Origin of the sequence: Nostoc sp., assembly GCF_036916575.1 — a bacterium.
GTDB lineage: Bacteria > Cyanobacteriota > Cyanobacteriia > Cyanobacteriales > Nostocaceae > Nostoc.
This window is the reverse complement of sequence record NZ_JBALGC010000011.1, coordinates 39134-58300: the sequence shown is the minus strand read 5'-3', so window position 1 is coordinate 58300 and position 19167 is coordinate 39134. Positions and strand designations below refer to the sequence as shown.

Sequence of the window (19167 nt, the reverse complement as noted above, 5' to 3'; positions counted from 1 at the left end):
CAATAAACAAATAGGCAGGTTTTACAGAGATTCAAAACTAGTTAACAACAACATGCGGTGGGGGCACAACATTGTTGTACCCCCATAAACACTGTATTTAACTCAATTGAAAACTATTCTTACGATCCCCATAAAGTCTTAAAATATTGTTGATTTCTGCCAAACCTCTCGACCTTCAACTTACAAGTATCACCCCAAAATCACTATGGCTATCGGCTACGTCGCGCTTGTACTCCACGCACATCTGCCCTTCGTTCGTCACCCGGAAAGTGACTACGTGCTGGAGGAAGAATGGCTCTATGAAGCCATCACAGAAACCTACATCCCCTTATTGAAAGTATTTGAAGGCTTAAAGCGAGACGGTATCGACTTTAAAATCACGATGAGTATGACACCACCTCTAGTGTCGATGCTTCGTGATCCTCTGCTTCAAGAACGCTATGACGCACACTTAGCCCAACTAGAAGAACTTATACAACTAGAAGTAGAACATAATATCAATAACGGGCATCTTCGTTATTTAGCCGAACATTACGCTACTGAGTTTAAGGAAGCGCGTCAGCTATGGGAAAGCTACAAGGGTGATTTGGTGACAGCTTTTAAGCAGTTCCAAGACAGTAACAACCTGGAAATCATCACTTGCGGTGCTACTCACGGTTATTTGCCGTTGATGAAAATGTATCCAGAAGCAGTGTGGGCGCAAATTCAGGTAGCCTGTGAACATTATGAGCAAACCTTTGGACAAGCACCCAGAGGCATTTGGTTGCCTGAATGCGCCTACTATGAAGGTTTAGAGCGGATGCTAGCCGATGCTGGGTTACGCTACTTCCTTACCGATGGGCATGGCATCCTTTACGCCCGTCCCCGTCCGCGCTTTGGCACTTATGCCCCAATTTATACAGAAACTGGTGTTGCTGTCTTTGGTCGAGATCATGAATCATCCCAACAGGTATGGTCTTCTGAGGTAGGCTATCCTGGGGCGGCGGAATATCGAGAATTTTACAAAGATTTGGGCTGGGAAGCAGAATATGAGTACATCAAGCCCTACATTATGCCCAATGGTCAGCGAAAAAATACGGGCATTAAGTATCACAAAATTACTGGACGTGGCTTAGGACTTTCAGATAAGGCACTCTACGATCCGTATTGGGCACGGGAAAAGGCAGCAGAACATGCTGCTAACTTTATGTATAACCGAGAGCAGCAATCTGAGCATCTCTATGGGATGATGCAGCGCCCGCCAATTATAGTTTCGCCATACGATGCAGAGTTATTTGGACATTGGTGGTATGAAGGTCCCTGGTTCATCGATTACCTATTCCGCAAGTCATGGTATGACCAAGGAACCTATGCAATGACCCATTTAGCAGACTATTTGCGGGATCAACCGACGCAGCAAGTCTGTCGTCCCTCGCAATCAAGTTGGGGTTTCAAGGGTTTCCACGAGTATTGGTTAAACGAAACGAATGCGTGGATTTATCCGCATTTGCACAAAGCCACTGAACGGATGATTGAAATCTCGCACCTGGAACCAGAGGATGAATTGCAGTGGAGAGCATTGAACCAAGCAGCACGGGAATTGTTATTGGCACAATCTTCTGACTGGGCATTTATTATGCGGACGGGAACTATGGTACCCTATGCAGTCAGACGGACGCGATCGCACCTGATGCGGTTCAATAAGCTCTATGAAGACGTGAAAATCGGCAAAGTTGACAGCGGTTGGCTAGAAAAAGTCGAGTTAATGGATAATATCTTCCCCGAAATCAACTATCGCGTCTACCGTCCGCTATAGTCTCACACAAAATAATCAACAGCAGTAGGGTGGGCAATACCCACCTTATATTAGTAGTGAGGAGCGTTTATTTTACCAACAACAGAGCAAGCCTTAGCCTGTGTAAGGGTTTGTCAAATGCGGTCAAATCTTTACAAAGACATCCGCTTATTTCGATTTGACGATAAAACCGGAGAAGTTTACATCCTATCTGTGGATGAACTGCAAATTATTGTTTATCCCAATGGCGAATGAGAGTTTGTCAATGAACCCGAATTATGAGCTAATGAGTTTTACAGAATTGAGAGCTTATGTCGTGGAAAACCGTGAAGATATTGAAGCTCTACGTTTTTTGATGAGCAAACGCGACCCTAATTCTCCAAAGTATCCTATGCCTGTGACAGAAGCTGATATGCAAGCCCAGATAGAAATCATTAGGCGTAAGATTAATAGAGAGCTTTGAGATTATTGTGTTGACTGTCGCTTGTCAAATATACAGCAAGCTCTTTTGAAATAACAAAACGAGCAACATTATTATAAGTAATTTCGTAAATCAGTCCGTAATTCTCTAGAATTCGTAATTTATTTCTCAAATGAGAGTGATCTTCAAAATAGTACGCTAGAACCATGTTATTAGGGTCTGGATTGTAAACCTATTTATTGCTTAAAATGACAAATTCAGGGATAAACGGATACTCAGACAAGTCATTTTTCATATCTGCTAGAAGCTCTGGAATTAGTTTTTCAACGGGCGATAATACGCTGTCTGATTGTTTAGGCAACAGAAGGCTGGGCTTAACGACACTCTCACGCGAAACTTTTAACCCTGAAAGCGTCTTCTCGATTTTTTCGAGTGTCCGTAGCATTTTTTCAGGATTATCGTTTCCGATGGTAATTGGTAGAAGTGAGCCAACAACTTCAATTGCTGTTTCATAAATATAACGATTTGCAGAAAGATCGTAATACTCTACTTCAAGACGAATATCTTTTCCAAATCGCTCTTCTGCTTGAAAAAAAGTTGCTACATCAAAGAAGAAAGGATTGTGGCGATCAATGAGAGATAGTTTTAGCGGAAAAAGTTTTTCAGAGTTCTTCATCTTATTTGATCAACCCAATCGCGTAAATCCTGCCTTCCAATCTTCAGAAGCAACCCCTTATCCGCATTACCATTACCGTCAACACCACCAACAAAGCAAGCGCCTCCAGAATTCGCAAAGCCTGACACTGCACAGCCTAGTTTCTTTTTGAGTTCATTGTGTGAAGTCTCGCTTGACTTGAATTCAAAATTATCATCCTCTGCAATTGGAAGTTGGGTTAAGTCAAAGGTTTCGAGATTGATTTTAGACATACCGCTAAACAATAATACCAATAACCTCAAATTAACACTCGACAGATTCTTTCATAAATCCTTTTTAAAAAAGGTGTATTTTGTTTATGCTTTTAAAACATTTACGCTCAAATACTAGCAGTTAAGTCCCAAATTTATAGGCTTCATGTAACTAACGTTAAAAAAGACAGGCTTATTGCCTGTCTCATAAGTAATGATTTAGCAAACAAAGAATTTAGAAATTCATCTCAGCAGCTTGAACTTTCTCAACCTGCTTCTTCTTCAGCACAAGCATAACTTGAGCCAACATTACAAGAGCGATGAACGCAATCAACCCTTTGACTCTAGAGGCGTCTTGCAAGACGATTTCTGTATCATGTTGACCGAATCCACCAACATTCGGGTTACTGGTCAAAGCTTCACCAGTCTTAACTGCTTGCCCTTCGGAAACAAGCAGGTCTGGCCCTAAAGGAATCGTATCAACGACAACATCACCCGATTCAGGTTGGATGTTTACTAGATATTTGACATTACCGTCTCCATCTTCCTCTTTGGCAATCTTGGTAATTGTGCCAGTAGCGGAAGCATTGTAAACATTGTTGTTGCTCTTTTCACCAGTGGGAAAAACTTGTCCGCGTCCCCGATTACCACCTACGTGAACTGAATATTTACCGAAGTGGATATTTTTGTCAGTTGCGGGGTTGGGAGAAAGAACTGGGAAGACGATTTCCTGATACTGTTCACCAGGTAAAGGCCCGACGATGACGACATTTTCTTTGTCTTCGCTGTAGGGTTGGAAGAAAGTATCGCCAACTTCTTCTTTAAGTTCCTCGGAAATACGGTCTTCAGGAGCAATCTTAAAGCCTTCAGGCAGCATCAGTACAGCACCAACGTTCAAGCCAACCTTGGAACCATCGGCACCAACTTGCTGGGCGCTGGTATCGTAGGGGATTTTCACCACAGCTTTGAATACAGTGTCAGGTAGCACTGATTGGGGAACTTCCACTTCTGTAACCTTGGCGGCTAGGTGACAGTTGGCACAAACAATCCGCCCGGTTGGTTCGCGGGGGGTTTCAGGATAGGTTTCCTGTGCCCAAAAGGGATAGGCAGCAGCTGATTGAGGAAGGGCTAGATCGCTGGTGAAGTAGAATGTCACGGTAGCGATCGCTATGAGCAATGTTTTTACAATCGCTCTAGCACTGCGAGTTAACCTCGCTGTTATGAAAACATTTCTCATCTCTATAAGGACAACGATTGAATTAGTCATTAGTCATTGGTCATTAGTCATTAGTCATTAAGCCCTGAACAAAGCGCAAAGTCTGTAGACGCTTCTGCGGCTTCCCGCAGGGTGCGCCGGCTTCCGGCGAACAGAACTTTGTAAGAGAGGACAAATGACTAAGGACTAAGGACAAAATTATTAAGCCCACCAAGGTGCATCATCTGTGCGGAAGTCGGTTTCAGTCCAAGGGGTTAAGACAATTTTGTCGTCATTTACATTGGTATGGGCCAAAGCCAAAGACAGCGGTGCAGGTCCCCGAACAACCTTACCAGTTTCGTCATACTGGGAACCATGACAAGGACACTTAAATTTGTTTTCAGCAACGTTCCAGGGGACGACACAACCTAAGTGGGTGCAAATGGCGTTAATGCCATAATCTTTGATCGCTTCTTTGCTATCTACCACAATATAGGTGGGATCTCCCTTTAGTCCTTGGACTAGGTTGCGATCGCCTGCATTCCGGTTTTCTAGAAATTTAGCGACGCTAACATCGTTACCTAGCTCGTCTTTTGCCGTTACACCACCACCAGCACCACCAGTTGCGGGTGGAATAAAGTACTTGACAACGGGATACAATACACCGAGAGCCACTCCAGTGACAGTCCCAAAAGTTAGCAGATTCATGAACTGACGACGCCCCATATCGGGCACGTCTGCTGATTCAGAAAATTGAGCCATAATCTACGCGCTCTTTATGTATTTTGTTAAGCATTTTGACAAAAGTACTAGTACTTGAGCAACTCTTGTCTAAGTCGAAATGCTAGCGCTCACAACGATGCCATACTTCTCTGTTCCAAGATATATCAAGCATCTTTTTTGTTAGCATTACATTTCTTTATATCCTTATCATACTGGAGTCACGGAACTTAACATCATAACTAAATGTAAAATCTGATTGAGAAAAGCTATGACAGGACATGAATTACATCAGATGTTGCTTGATAAGTGGGGATACTCTTACGATGTCCAGTTGCGGCGGACACAGGGAAAGATATTTTTGCAAGTAATGTGGAAATATCTGGAGCAAGCTTCTTTTCCCTTGAGCGAGGCAGAGTACCAAGAGCATCTTGATAGCATTGCTAACTATCTTCATGCCTTGGGTGGGTCAACACAGGTACAAAAATTTATTGCCCAAACACGCGATCGCCCCCGGCTCGGCAAAGCTGTTAGCATTCCTTTAGATTTGGGTGGGCGATCTTCGGAATGGATATTATGACCCGTTATTGCATTAACATTAATAAATTTCTAAGTAATCACAGTATTTTTTATACAGTAAAACGCATTGACACTCAAATGAGTCGCCAACCATTGCTAGACCCAAATCGTTCGTATACTTTTAGTAATTACTTTGAGTTAGGGTTTACGGTTGACGATTTATTTGCTGAATTTGGCTATTCGTTTGAGCGGAAATTTATTGATTTACCACAATATTCTGGCACATTAGACCGACTTGGTGACCTCAAGCAGCGAATTGAGGAAGCAGATTGTATCGACAGACACAGCACATTGAGCAAGCAATCAACCTTTATCGATTCACAGAAGAGTTGGAAATAGTGGTTAGGATCCTACTAACTGCACTCATTACCTGAGTTGAGATTTTTTGGAATTTAGAATTGAAGTAATGCGATCGTCATTTACCTGTGAGCTTCACCAGTCCAACACCACCGAAGTAAAGCCCTAAAACTGCTCCCGCTAAGAGACTTTGAGTCAGAGGGTCAGTAGAAGGTGTAAGGACGGCTCCTAAAACCACTGCTCCCATAATCACGTAACGCCAACCAGAAACCATGCGTTCAGACGAGACAATGTTCAAATTACCAAGCAACAGTTGGATAATGGGAATTTGAAATGCTAAACCAGTGCTGAATAACAGTAGCAGCACAAATTCAAAATATTTATCAATTGACCAAAGTTGTTCGACTACATCTGCTCCGTAGCTGATGAAAAATTTCAAAGCTGCGGGGATAAGGAGTAAATAGGCAAATACTAATCCCGCCGCAAACAGCACACTTGAACCTAAAACCACAGGCCCCAGTAAACGGCGTTCGCGGCGAGTCAATCCTGGAAGCACAAACTGGATAATCTGATAAAGAATGAAAGGACTAGTGAGTACGAAGCCAGTATAGGCTGCAACTTTGAGAGAGACAAAGAAATATTCTCCAGGTGCAAGTTGGAGAAATTTTACTCCTTGTGCTGGAATCTCAAGTAGCTGAACAATCGGCTTAACGGCAAAGAAACAGCCAATAATACCCACCGCTACGGCAATTAGCGAATAGAAAATCCGCTGTCGCAACTCTTCTAGGTGGTCGAAAAGGGACATTTCGACTTCACCTGGCAACTCATCAAGAGGATCAGTGTCTGAGTTGCCATATCCTTCTGGATCGATGTTGGGAACGTTTACAGTATCTACGTCTTGTGAAGGCGTCACGTCGCTTCGCTCCGAATTCAAAATTCATGCATTCGTCTTGGAAAGTTTTGATGCCTACGGCGGGCTGCGACACGCTGTTCGCGAACGCCAACGGCATAGCTTCTCTTCGAGAGGCTGCGCCAACGCTTAGAGCGAGTCCGCGAGTGTCGGAAACCTCCGCTCAGACTTTCCGCAAAATTCAAAATTAACAATCCCCTAAATTTATGATGTTGTTGGCGAATTAATCGGGGGTTACACCAAGGGCAAGGGAGGCAGGGGGAGAAAATTTGAGCAAATATTTCTTCCAAATCCCCAAGTTTAGTGGTGAAGGGTCAGACTTAGAATTAATTGACCAACAGCATCATTTATTTATGGGCTTGTATCCTTTTGTTTGTCGGTCATCGTCTATTTCGGTGACTCAGCACTCTTCATTATTTTATCCGGGGAATGCAGCTACCAAGATATGTTTTTGGGTGCTGTGGGTTTTTTGTCCTGTTTTTTGGGGTTGCATCTGCATAAGTTAGTAGGAAGCCATCTTGTAGGCAATGCCTAACCTAAAAAAGGGTGGAACCGATAATTTAGAAATCACGTCTCTGCGGCTACTAGCGCTGAGTAAATTGACACAACATCAACATATAATACTCAGTTTTGAAAATCCGGTTCATCAAGGTGGCATCTATGTATAGCGCAATCGGAAATTTTTAGCTGAGGTTTTATGAATCGGACAATTTGCATTGGACTAATGGCATTGCCTATTTATTTATACAATGCTGAACTGGGCAATACTTATAGTAGTGACGTGTCAATTGTCGAAAACCAGCTTTCCAAAATAACTGCTCTAATCGTTTATAGCACAAATACTCAGTCAGACTTTCCGTGGCAAATATCGGCTAGAGATGACCAAACTGAAGATTGCCTTCGCGCTGGTACTTGCAGAGATTGATACTAAATTCGTAATTTTTAATTCGTAATTACAGCAATTTCATTATAGTACGGAGAGAGTTAATGGTAGCAGGAAATCAACGTACAGTAGTGGTTACAGGAGCGTCAACAGGAATTGGTCAGGCGTGTGCTTTGCTTTTAGACCAGTTGGGCTTCTCTGTTTTTGCTGGCGTGCGTCAAGATATTGATGCTCAAACACTTAAACAGAAAGGATCACAAAGGCTGATTCCGATTTTTTTAGATGTTACTGACGTTGAATCGATCGCATCTGCGGTTGATAAGGTAACAAATGCAGTCGGTGATGGGGGAATTTTAGGTTTAGTAAATAATGCCGGAATTGCTGTCCCAGGCCCCTTAGAATTATTACCGATCGCAGAATTTCAACACCAGATGCAGGTTAATGTCAGCGGACAATTAGCAGTGACACAAGCATTTCTTGGTCTATTACGCCAAAGTCGGGGTCGAATTGTCAATATGGGTTCGATTGCAGGTAGAAGTCCGACGCCGTTCCTGGGAGCTTACAATGCCTCAAAATTTGCGTTCGTTGCACTCAATGATGTGATGCGGATGGAATTACGTCCTTGGGGAATCTCCGTTTCCATTATCGAACCTGGTGCGATCGCTACTCCAATCTGGGAAAAGTCTCTAAGTCAATCTGAAATAGCACAGCAGGATTTACTACAATCGGCACAAAATCTCTACGGTCAGGCGATGAATATTGTCCGCAAGAAAATGCAGATTATCGCATCTGGGGGAATTTCTGCGGATATTGTCGCTCAAGCTGTTGTCCATGCGCTGACTGCAAAGCAACCCAAGACACGCTATCTCGTTGGACAAGATGCCAAAATTGGAGCTGTGCTGAAGCATATTTTGCCCGATCATCTGCATGACCGGATAATTTTATACTCAATGGGGTTGTAGATTACAAATAGATATTCGCTTCTTATCCAATACGCTTGGGTTAAGCATTTTTTTCTTCTCTCTGTTTCCTCTGTCTTAAAAGTGATGTTCTTGTCTTGAAAAGTTAAGATCGGCGGTTCCCGCCGCTCCGACTTTTCGCTGCGCCTCTGCGGTAGCCTGTGGCAAGCTCTCAGAGTGACGCTCGTATCGACGCTCGGTCCTCGCTAATGCTGCGCTTTAAGGTTTAGTGACTACTATAGGTGGCAAGGTTAAAACCCTTCAAATCCTGTATCGACAATACATTCAATTTCTACTTCTGCACGTTCCAGAGGACAAATAATGACACCTATAGCAATCCGAAATCATTGGTGAGAAAATACGGAAAAGGGCATAAGTAGTTTAAATAGTATCCACCACAAGACTCATTTTTACTCCACCTTGAGGGGCTAATAAAAAACCTCGACGTGCTGGAGTAACAGGGGCTTTCTCCTCTAATTTCAACTGATAATTTAACAGAATCGTCGCCAGAATTAATTTCATTTCAAACAAAGCAAATATTTGACCTAGACATTGACGAGAACCTCCTCCAAAGGGCCAAAATTCATAAGATGAGTATTTCCGATTAATAAACCTTTCTGGTTGAAATTTCTCTGGTTGGGGATATAAATCTTCTCGACGATGAGTCAAGTAAATACAAGGTGTCACATATGTTCCAGAAGCAACGTCATATCCCCTTAAATTCACAGAGCGTAGAGTAATTCTAGGAAAAGTGAAAAGAACTACAGGGTAAATCCGCAAAGTTTCTTGACAAACTGCTGTCAGATAAGGAAGTTGAGCAATGAGGAGCGGATCGGGAGTATTTAAACCTTGTAACTCATGCAACACTTTTTGATAGACTTCTGGTTGTTGATGAATCCAGTACAAAGCCCAAGCGATTGCAGTAGCAGTGGTTTCGTGACCAGCATTGAGTAAAGTTAAGAGGTTATCTCTTAATTCGGCATCACTCATGCTCTCTCCATTTTCATATTTTGCTTTTATTAGCAAACTCAGAATATCAAAACGACTTGTTTGCGCTTGTTGGCGATGCTCCAATATTTCCACCATCAGTTTTTCATCAATCTGTCGTCGTAAACGCAGATATCTTCCCCAAGGACTCCAAGCACCTAAATCCTTCTGTAAAGACGGAAGTAATAAAACACTGGCACTGAGTGGTGAACTAGTCAAACCCAGCCAAGTTGCCATTAAATTTTTCAGTTTTTCAAATCTTAATCCCTGATCAATACCAAAGACTACTTTTAAGATAATCGTCATGGTAATCTCTTCACTGAGATGACGAGCAATAAAGGTTTCACCTGGTTTGAGGTGTTGTACCACTTGTTGGGTAATCTCACAAATCTGTTGCCCATAATTGAGCATCTGTTCCCCATGAAACGGAGGCATGATTAGCTTTCGCTGACGCTGATGGCGTTCTCCATCTTGTACAATTAATGAGTTTTCTCCAAGTTGAGGTTTGAAGATTTCATTTGCAGCACCTGGAGCATCAAGAATTTTATTTGTGGGATTAAATAACTCTTGAAGATCCTGGGGATGACTAACAACTAAAGTTTCTAAATTGCCAAAAGAATTAGTAAAAAAAAGTTCTCCATAATTTTTGGCACAACGATCCAAAAACTCCAATGGTTTTAGGGTCGATTCGATTTGTTGGATAAATTTAGGAGTTTTAAGTTTTTCAATTTGTTTAATTGTCATCATACTTACTGACTACAGAAGTGATTATTTTGTTTAAAATTAATTATTCTAAGAAAGTGTCTTTGTCTCTCTGTAGCACTATTATACTATCCGACTTAGAGACAATTGGAATTAAGAACAAAGGCAATCGCAAATAATGGTCATTTAATCGAAGTGGTCTACCAGCACCCACGCTACTAAAAGTCCAGCAGTACTGCCACCGATAATCAATAGCAATACTGCTGTTGAACAGCAGTATTGCTAGTTATTTCGCAGTGGGCGTTGCATAAATGCAGGATGAATCAGTTAAACACGGGTATTTCCCTATACTTTAAATAGTGAAGTAATAAGCGAATTGAGTACTTAAGCATATCTACTGATTCAGAATAGCATAATGTTTTGTGATGTAAGCGTGCTAAGTAATAACGTAAACGGATATTTTCTCCTTCAACCCTGGTCATATAGATTTTGCTCACGGAGTCTGAGGAAGCTAAAACTTGTCCATCCGGGTTAAAACTCAGGCTTTTAACCCCAGCATCAAGACCTGCAAGTGTTTGCAGCATCTCCCTTACACTTCCAAAGCTTGACGTTCATTTTAAATTAACGATTTGAATGGGGACAAAATCTCCATCACCTACCAGAACACAAGGCACGATCGCTATTCATCACTTTCTGGTTAGTTTGCAAATAATCGTGTAGCAAATAGCAACCCCGTGCCAGTAACTTTTCGAGTTGGATATCTGCCAAATTTTGGAAAATTACTGTGCCATTACCACTACCCGCAGCCAGAGTTTTGCCATCATGACTGAAACTGACGCTGGTTAACTCTTGCTTATCACCTTTCAAAGCAATCAGCAATGTCCCTTCTCGGTTCCAAATCCTCACTTTGTCATCACTGTTAGCTGCTAAAGTCTTGCCATCGGGGCTAAAACTCACACTGATAAAACTATCACCATCTCCTGTGAAAGTATTTAGCAAATCACCATCCCGACTCCAAATCTTCACCGTGCTATCAATACTAACTGAGGCGAGCGCCTGACTATCAGGTGACCAAGCAACCCCATTTACGCGGCGGCTATGACCAGTTAATGTGTATAGCAATTTACCATCCACACTCCAGATTTTAACGGTTTTGTCATCACTGGCTGAGGCTAGCAACTTGCCATCTGGGCTAAAGCTCACCCAATTCACCGCATCTTGATGTCCCTGCAACGTGTTGAGCAGTTTACCGTCCCGACTCCAAAGCTTCACCGTTTTATCTTTACTAGCTGAGGCAATTACTTTACCATTAGGTGACCAAGCAACACCCAAAACGGCATCATTATGACCCTGTAAAGTGTTGAGTAGTTTACCGTCCCGACTCCAAAGCTTCACCGTTTTATCTTTACTAGCCGAAGCGATCGCTTTCCCATCAGGGCTGAAACTAACTCCCCAAACTTGACCTTGATGCCCGGTGAATATACGGAGTAGTTTCCCATCTCGACTGAAAAGTTTTATAGTTTTGTCTCGACTTGCTGCTGCCAAGGTGCGATCGTCTGGGCTAAAACTGATGCTAGTTACCCAATCATCATTATCAGCTTTGGGCTTTCGCAGCAGCACATCGTCCCAATGCCAGAGTTTAATAGTTTTGTCCCGACTAGCAGAAGCAAGGGTGCGACCGTCTGGGCTGAAATTGACACTGTTAACCCAATTATTATGTCCCTTCAGTGTGCCAAGCAACACACCTTCAGAACTCCACAGTTTGATTGTCTCATCGGTACTTGCGGAAGCGATCGTCTTACCATCACGGCTAAAACTGATGCTGGTGACTCCAGCACTATGCCCCGATAAGGTTCGCAGTAGCTTACCCTCCAGATTCCACAGTTTGATTGTCTGGTCTAAACTAGCAGAAGCAATAGTTTTACCATCGGGTGACCAAGCTACACTTTTGACTGCATCATCATGTCCCTGCAAGGTTTTGAGCAACTTGCCATCTCGATTCCACAATTTCACCGTCTTGTCAGCACTCCCGGAAGCAATGGTCTGACCATCAGGTGACCAAGCGACACTTAAAACTGCACCATCATGTAAGAGCAAGGTTTTCAGCAGCTTGTTATCCCGACTCCAAAGTTTCACTGTCTTGTCGCTACTCGCCGAGGCAATAATCTGACCATCAGGGCTAAAACTGACACTATTCACCACACCTTGATGCCCTAATAGAGTAGCAAGCAATTGACCTTCTCGACTCCAAAGTTTCACCGTCTTGTCTTGACTGGCGGAAGCAAGGATTTGACCATCTGGGCTGAAACTGACGCTATTAACTACATCTTCATGTCCTGACAAGGTTTTGACCAAGCTACCATCAGGACGCCAAAGTTTGATTGTAGTATCCGCACTGGCTGAGGCAATTAAAGAGCGATCAGGGCTATATGTAACACTATTTACCCCAGATATATGCCCTTCTAAGCGGTTATACTCTCTTACCCCAGAAACTGCTTGATAGAGTGCCGTCTGTACTTCCTCTCTTGTATAGGAATCTACCCAGACTGTTTGTTGTAATTTTCTCGCCGCTTTTAAACCTTCTTTTAAAGCATCAATACCTTTTTGCGAGGCAAAGAGGGCATCACTGGATGCACTCAGGGTTTTAATTTCGCTATCTACTGCTGTCACTATGGAAACACTTAATCCTAATATGGCGAGAACAGAAGCAGTCAGTGCCATTTTTAGCGAACGATTTAATTGAGCTTCACTAAGCCTTTGTTTTTTTTGGCTTTCTGCGAGTTTAGCTGTTAGTTCTTTCTCTTTGAGTTCAGCTCGCAATTGCTCAATTTCTAACTGACTCAATTCTTCGCGTTTCTGTAACTCCCGCAATTCTGTTAATAAGTCCAATCCCGGTTGAGGATGAGAATCTACCAATTTTGAACGCTGCTTTTTTTGGCTAAGTTCGCTCTTAAGGCGCTCAATCTCAGCTTGACTCTGTTCTACTTTGTAGCGCAGCTGATTTAGTTGTACCTGTAAGCTCGATTCTTGTTGTTGTAGGTAGCGAATTAAATTCACTAAATAATCGTGAATCAGTTGATAGCGTTCTGGTACATCAGGAAACAGAACCACTAACCCAGAGCGTACTAAAATATCTAATACTAACTCTAATTTGCCAGCATCTTCTAACTCTGCTAGCTGCGCCGTTAATTCAGCACGAGTTTTAAAAGGTCGGTTATTACTTTCATCTGTTAATAAGTATAAGACCAGTAAAGCGGCTCGTTCATTTTCTGGCCCGCAGTCTTTGATTAGTTCCTTAATATATCGCTCAATCAGTTTGTTGGGTCTATATGGCTGATATTCTTCTAATGTAGTAATGCGCTCATCTTGGATTTGTGCTCCTACAACTTGCAATTCAATGGGGCGGACTTCTCCAAATTCTGTTGATAAATCTTCGATTAAGGCATCAATTAAAGCAGGTTCTAAATTAAACTGCGATCGCTCCGTCAACTTTCGGATTATAGCTTTCGCATATTCTGGGGAAAAATTATTTAACTGGTAGCGAATATGCTTGTCGAGAATATTGTTGTTAATTGCTTCCAGTGCCGAAAGATGTTTAAAGTCTAATAAGCGATGTAAATAATCTTCTCGCAAGGAAAGGATAACTTTGACAAAGGGGATTTTGAGGCAGTCACTAATAAATTTATCAAATTCTTGCTTTTGATTGCGATTGCTATAACCAAAGAAAAATTCTTCAAATTGGTCAAAAATTAAAACTGTGATCAGATGGTTATCAGCATTTTCTTGGAGTTGTTGTAAAATTCTGACGATGGTAATAGGTGTGGCAGAGTAGGGCAAAGCTTCCGGTTCAATGGCTACTTCTGGTATGATGTCAGCGTAAATAGCAAGGGATGCGTCACTAGACATCGCCTCACTTAAAGATTTTCCTAATTCCCGTGCCCAATCGGTGTAAACTTGCAGCACCACAGGCACGGCTATTTGATCGCCAATGGCTCGATTTTGCAGTGCTGGAACTAAACCCGCAGTTACAGTAGAACTCTTACCTACCCCTGACTGACCATGAATCACCGTCAACTTTTGATCGGCGCGGCTAATTCTGCCAATTAAGTTATTAATATCACGCTCCCGACCAGAAGCAGCAATTTCTAAAGCAACGCTGCTACTCCCAGAAGATGACATCAATGCTGGGTTTGTCGCCTGTCTTTGCGGTTGCAAACGCCCTGCACCGATAAAAGCCCGAAAACCGTACTGCTGCTCAACAGAACGCCGTTTCTGTCGAATGTAATAGGCTTCCAAATAGCGCCCTTCTTCAAAGTACAGCGATCGCAGTCTCCGCAATAGGCGAATATAACGATGGGCATCGTATTGATGGGCACTACTTTCTAAGGCTGCCGGCAGTTCTTTTGTCGCCTTGTCTAGGTATTCACGAGCTACTTCTAGCTCACCTAACTTTCGCTGTGCTTTCGCTAAAACTAAATAGTAAATTTGCCCCATTAATAATGGAAAGAAGCAGTTATAAGGGTCGTTGTGCTTTTGCGCTTCACCTAATTTCAGCAATGATACGTGTGCTAATATACTCGCCTGTACCCACCGCGACTGCTGCACAGCCACTTGCGCCAGAAAACCGTAGTCACAAGCTAATTGGATTTGACTACCATAAGTTTGATGTAACTCCAGAGACTTTTGAGCAACCGTTTGCAACTCTTCCCACTCTTGCAGATATTGTAAAACTTCTGCGAGTTGACCAATAAATCCAGCAACTATATCTGAACGCCCAGCCACCTGCAAAACATTCAAGCACTGCTGAAAATAAGATTTAGCTGTGTACCAATGGCGGCGGTTTTCTGTTTGATTTTGCTCTGCAAAACGGCAATAACACAGCCCAATATAAAACAGTAAAATTCCCTGTCGCAGAAGTAGGGGAGATGGGCGAGATGGAGGAGATGAGGAAGAAAATACTTCTTCATCCCCCCCTGCTCCCCCTGCTCCCCCATCCCCTGTCTCCACCAACTTTTGCCAAACTTGCAAGCTTTGCTGAAAATGGCTTAAAGCTGTATTGATCCGATCGCTAATATAATTATCTAAACCAAAAACAAATTCTAAACTAGCGTGCAATTCTGGCTCTAAGGTAATACCACGATTGTGCAACTCTCTAATGGCAAAGTGGAGTTCATAGCTATGTTTCCAGACTTGCTCTACAGTGGAATAATGCTTTACAACTTCTGGAGGTTGGTGTTGTGCAGCATTGGTTGGTAACACCGTGGCAAATAAAGAGTCAGTTTCCTGTTGCAGAAATTGCAGCAGCGATTGAGTTGTCATTTCAAACTGAATCGGTGTAGCCGCCCAACTAGCGAAATCTGGTGCTAAACGCACCACCTTTTGCAACACTTCTTCATTCACCCACAAAATCATTGGAAATGGGTGGCGTTTGCGAAATTCATCGCGAATATGATTGATAGACCTAAGTAGATCATCGAGTCCATCTACTGACTCTAAACCCAAGATCATCAAAGCCGATGGCGGATTATTTTTGGTTAGTAGTTGTAAATGAATACTTGTATAAAGGCTTCTAGCATTATGCGGCAGAACTACCTTTTGAATTTGGTGTACTCCTGAAGAGAGTTCTTCGAGTTGTTGCAGCATTAGCTCTTGCAAAACTCGATAATTGCAGCACACTAAAACCAGGGAGAATTGACCGCTAGAAAGGGCAATTGCTCTCCCCAAACTCCGCAAAGCCCGCTCGTTAGTTGCTGTTATATCTGCTTGTGGGTGTCGTTCAACCATGATTTAAATTTTTCTGTCTCTGCTAAAACTGGGTTGACGGCAAACCAAGCTCCCTGATGATCACGGTATTCAAATACAAATAAACTTCGCAAGAGAGTGTAGTATTCTATATCACCTCTGACCCTCTGCTGTTGCACTACCTGAAAGATTAATTCCCACTCATGGGGGTCGATGGCGTTAGTTCGGTAATCCCGCTGTCTTTGAATCACTAGTTCGACACACTCCCGCTCAAAGGGTGGATCTTGTTCTCGCAAACAGTCAAATAGCAACCCTAGCAAGTCGCGCACATGACCACCACTAATCAAGCACAATCGATCTAAGGTTTCCAGACTATCAAACACTTCTGTAATTAAGCCTAACCGATCACTGGCCAAAATGTCTGGAAAAGCTCTAGCTAGCACCATTTGCCGCAACATTGTTAGCCCTTGTGGGAAAATCTCCCCAGAGCGCAGACGCACAGGTATCATCGGTAACACTTTTGGTGCGACTCCTCCCCCCAAACGATGTTGAAGTTCGGCGCTATCGTTGGAGAAAGTCAGGGCTAAGGGAATAGTGTAGACTACATGACAATTCAGTTTGCGTAACTGTTCACCGCGCTGAATAAATAAATATTCTGGCAGCGATCGCCCCGATGGTAAAGGTCGAATCGCAACTCTATCCAAATTATCAACAATCACTACCAGTCCTTTTTTACCCCTAGCTTTCAGTTCCTTGTTGGCACGTTCTAGCAATTCTTGATTAATTGACTGTAAAATATTTGCTGTTCGCGGTTCTAAATAATCTCTTAACCGCCGCCGCAATTGGGGGCTTTCTTTAGTTTTAGCTGTAATTTTGGCAATTCCCACAGACAACTCTGCTTCTACCCCAAGGTCAATTGGCGTTTGCAAGAAATCGACAAGTTCATTAAACAACTTGGTAAAGTAGGTAGGTTTGAGCCTAATTTTCATCGCTTCTAGGCTTTCACTCACCTGACCGGCGATCGCCAACAAAATATCAGTCACATCCACATCTGCCATTTCTAAGACATGGGTAGACTCAAAGTAAACTACATGAAATTGCTGCTCCTCTAACTCAGCTTTGAGGCGCAACAACTCCGTTGATTTTCCACAGCCGAGATGTCCTGTAAATAGCTGACAAGTTGGTGCATCCGGCGAGATTCGAGCGATCGTGCGCTGCAAAGCTTCGATGATTTTGCCACCCCGCACCGCAGCAAAATCGATATAGTATCGGCGATCGCTGGCATTTCCTATGATTAGAGGTCTGCTCGGATTGCAAGCCTGATAAAATCTTTCTAAATCTAGGAGCATAACTAATCGAGTTCACTCAGGAATGGGGATGACAAAATCTACTGAATAAATATATTGGTTTTAGGAAATTTCTGCCTTAATTTAAATACATCTCACTCAAAATACTAACTAAATTAGCAGTATTTCGGATAATTGTTCATATCTAGGTTTCATCTAGCACAAGGCAATCCTGATATTTTATTTTAAATAAGCAGAAATACTACTATTAAGTAATACTTCCAAAAATTTCGGATACAAAATAAGTTTATCTTATCAATCATAAAAATATCTAATCCAAAAAAAGGTACTATTAGGTACAATTTTCGAGTGTTTTTGAATATAGAGTTCTGTTACAGCAATTTTTAGGTAATTAAACCATACTGTCAGGACGAACAAACAGCTAGCTGTGTGCCCCTAGCGGGGATTGTGGTTCAAATCTAGGATACTTTTACTCTTTTCTGGCGACTACAGTAAAAAATAAAATCCCTATGACCTGCTATTAGTCAAGGTCTTAGGGATTTTTTGATTACGGGACTGGTGCGACTTGAACGCACGACCTGACGCTTAGGAGGCGTCCGCTCTATCCAACTGAGCTACAACCCCAACTATGAAGCCCCAACTATGAAGCATATATAATCATAGCAGTATTTTTAGCGAGACTGCCAACAATTATCCCAAGAGCCGCCTACTTCTAAACCACAAAGAAAACTTTCTGCTTTCAGGATTATTTGAGATTTTCTGCCACTTAGTTCTCGTAACTCTAAATTTAACTTTCCTTGCATGGTGTCTCGGCAACAGTATCTTAAACCTTCTGCTGTGGGCGCACGTAGAGGTGTACCAGGTAGATGCGTAGTTCCTGTTAATTCAATTTCGTAATTGGAATTACTGGCTTTCATTTGCCATCTACCCCAAGGCTGAATTTCCCAATTTACTTGTGAATTCCAGGGAACAAATTCATAAAACTTGCCTTGATAGTGCAAGCCAATCATCGCTACAGATTCCATCCACCACAGCACACCCCGCCGTCCACCGCCAGCAGTTAATGCTAAATCGGGTTCGCCCTCGAAGGAATCACAATTTATCCAAAACCATTTTTGAGGAAAAGCACCACCCCAATTTTTCTCGCCGTAGGCTGGGGCGTTGGTGAATTCGTAGATTTTGCCATTCCAGTCAATCTTCCCACTGGCTAAACCGTGAGCCATCAAAATTTGCCATCCCGGTTCAAAAATCTGCAAGAACGATAGCCAGCCTGCGGTTGATTGCTGAATGCTATTTTGATTGCCCCAACCGTATACTGGTTGAATTTCATACTGCCAACGGCAATAATTATTGGTAGCGCGTTCGCTAATGATTCCCTGATTCAAGGTGGCTGTGGCTTGATATCCTTCTTGAACATGATGCTCAAACTCTGCTGGCAGGAGGTATAGGGGAGAAACTTGCAAATCCGTTTTACCCCAATGACCTAAACCCAGGACATCTCGACTACCCCAAAATTTCTTGACATCAGGAAAAGTACGGCATAAATACTCGTCATCCGGGCCAAGGATTTGGGCTGCACCGCCGCTATAGGGTTTACCACCGATGGGGTCTTCAATGGAATACATAAAGGCGAATGTTTGCCCAATTTCCGGCAAAGTGACGCGGTAATACCAGCCTTCAAAGAAGCGACGACTACTACCATCCCAGTGATAACCAGAATGGGGAGTTTGGGTTGATTGAAGGAGATTTAGCGGAATAGTTAACATAGATTTACATAGTTGCCTA

16 protein-coding genes, 1 tRNA gene and 2 pseudogenes are annotated in these 19167 nt (G+C 42.7%); 8 read left to right on the top strand and 11 right to left on the bottom strand.

Features of this window, described 5'->3' with window-relative positions; all coding sequences use genetic code 11:
* Positions 1-205: 205 nt before the first annotated feature.
* The 3 genes from V7L29_RS04080 (at position 206) to V7L29_RS04075 (ending at position 2237) form a co-directional block, all read left to right on the top strand.
* Positions 206-1795 (top strand): glycoside hydrolase family 57 protein, encoded by a 1590-nt coding sequence (locus V7L29_RS04080; RefSeq protein WP_334734621.1) that lies wholly within the window; start codon positions 206-208, stop codon positions 1793-1795.
* A 69-nt stretch (positions 1796-1864) separates the two neighbouring features.
* A complete protein-coding gene (locus V7L29_RS35385) occupies positions 1865-2029 on the top strand; it encodes a DUF6888 family protein (protein WP_442944128.1) in 165 nt (54 codons plus the stop codon).
* A gap of 10 nt (positions 2030-2039) precedes the next feature.
* Positions 2040-2237: a DUF6887 family protein gene (locus V7L29_RS04075; RefSeq protein WP_334691667.1), complete on the top strand. Its 198-nt coding sequence runs from the start codon at positions 2040-2042 to the stop codon at positions 2235-2237.
* Between the two features lie 190 nt (positions 2238-2427).
* Here the strand turns inward: V7L29_RS04075 and V7L29_RS04070 are convergent, their stop codons facing one another.
* From V7L29_RS04070 to petC, 4 genes are all read right to left on the bottom strand, one after another.
* Positions 2428-2871, bottom strand: a complete 444-nt coding sequence (locus V7L29_RS04070) for a hypothetical protein (protein ID WP_334734620.1) — start codon at positions 2869-2871, stop codon at positions 2428-2430.
* Positions 2868-3122 (bottom strand): RNA-binding domain-containing protein, encoded by a 255-nt coding sequence (locus V7L29_RS04065; RefSeq protein ID WP_334734619.1) that lies wholly within the window; start codon positions 3120-3122, stop codon positions 2868-2870. Before V7L29_RS04065 ends, V7L29_RS04070 begins: the two co-directional genes overlap by 4 nt.
* A 214-nt stretch (positions 3123-3336) precedes the next feature.
* A complete protein-coding gene (gene petA, locus V7L29_RS04060; RefSeq protein WP_334691699.1) occupies positions 3337-4338 on the bottom strand; it encodes a cytochrome f in 1002 nt (333 codons plus the stop codon).
* 180 nt (positions 4339-4518) lie between these two features.
* Complete coding sequence (gene petC / locus V7L29_RS04055) at positions 4519-5058, bottom strand: cytochrome b6-f complex iron-sulfur subunit (RefSeq protein ID WP_334691664.1); 540 nt, start codon at positions 5056-5058, stop codon at positions 4519-4521.
* A gap of 229 nt (positions 5059-5287) precedes the next feature.
* On the opposite strand from petC, the gene V7L29_RS04050 reads away from it, so the two are divergent.
* Positions 5288-5596, top strand: coding sequence for a DUF3067 family protein (locus V7L29_RS04050; RefSeq protein WP_334691663.1), 309 nt, complete (start codon positions 5288-5290; stop codon positions 5594-5596).
* 77 nt (positions 5597-5673) lie between these two features.
* Positions 5674-5859, top strand: a pseudogene (locus tag V7L29_RS35380) (hypothetical protein); the annotation flags it as partial.
* Between the two features lie 151 nt (positions 5860-6010).
* Here V7L29_RS35380 and tatC read toward each other — a convergent pair.
* Positions 6011-6805 (bottom strand): twin-arginine translocase subunit TatC, encoded by a 795-nt coding sequence (gene tatC, locus V7L29_RS04040; RefSeq protein WP_334734617.1) that lies wholly within the window; start codon positions 6803-6805, stop codon positions 6011-6013.
* A gap of 524 nt (positions 6806-7329) precedes the next feature.
* Between tatC and V7L29_RS04035 the strand changes: the two genes are divergently transcribed.
* The 3 genes from V7L29_RS04035 (at position 7330) to V7L29_RS04025 (ending at position 8647) form a co-directional block, all read left to right on the top strand.
* Complete coding sequence (locus V7L29_RS04035; protein WP_334691660.1) at positions 7330-7470, top strand: hypothetical protein; 141 nt, start codon at positions 7330-7332, stop codon at positions 7468-7470.
* Positions 7471-7499: 29 nt separating this feature from the next.
* Positions 7500-7727, top strand: coding sequence for a hypothetical protein (locus V7L29_RS04030; protein WP_334691659.1), 228 nt, complete (start codon positions 7500-7502; stop codon positions 7725-7727).
* A 62-nt stretch (positions 7728-7789) separates the two neighbouring features.
* Positions 7790-8647, top strand: coding sequence for an SDR family NAD(P)-dependent oxidoreductase (locus V7L29_RS04025; protein ID WP_334691658.1), 858 nt, complete (start codon positions 7790-7792; stop codon positions 8645-8647).
* A gap of 378 nt (positions 8648-9025) precedes the next feature.
* Here the strand turns inward: V7L29_RS04025 and V7L29_RS04020 are convergent, their stop codons facing one another.
* The 6 genes and pseudogenes from V7L29_RS04020 to V7L29_RS03995 all read right to left on the bottom strand — a co-directional run bounded on the left by V7L29_RS04020 (position 9026) and on the right by V7L29_RS03995 (position 19148).
* Positions 9026-10378 carry a cytochrome P450 gene (locus tag V7L29_RS04020; RefSeq protein ID WP_334734616.1) on the bottom strand — a complete coding sequence of 451 codons (1353 nt, stop codon included), beginning with the start codon at positions 10376-10378 and terminating at the stop codon, positions 9026-9028.
* Between the two features lie 278 nt (positions 10379-10656).
* Positions 10657-10845, bottom strand: a pseudogene (locus V7L29_RS04015) (IS1 family transposase); the annotation flags it as partial.
* A gap of 139 nt (positions 10846-10984) precedes the next feature.
* Positions 10985-16117, bottom strand: coding sequence for an nSTAND1 domain-containing NTPase (locus V7L29_RS04010; protein WP_334734614.1), 5133 nt, complete (start codon positions 16115-16117; stop codon positions 10985-10987).
* On the bottom strand, positions 16087-17424 hold the full coding sequence (locus tag V7L29_RS04005; RefSeq protein ID WP_334691646.1) for a P-loop NTPase fold protein: 1338 nt from the start codon (positions 17422-17424) through the stop codon (positions 16087-16089). The genes V7L29_RS04010 and V7L29_RS04005 overlap by 31 nt, the downstream gene beginning before the upstream one ends.
* Before the next feature lie 508 nt (positions 17425-17932).
* Positions 17933-18006: transfer RNA gene (locus tag V7L29_RS04000), tRNA-Arg, on the bottom strand.
* 47 nt (positions 18007-18053) lie between these two features.
* Complete coding sequence (locus V7L29_RS03995; RefSeq protein WP_334734613.1) at positions 18054-19148, bottom strand: tocopherol cyclase family protein; 1095 nt, start codon at positions 19146-19148, stop codon at positions 18054-18056.
* Positions 19149-19167: the final 19 nt, after the last annotated feature.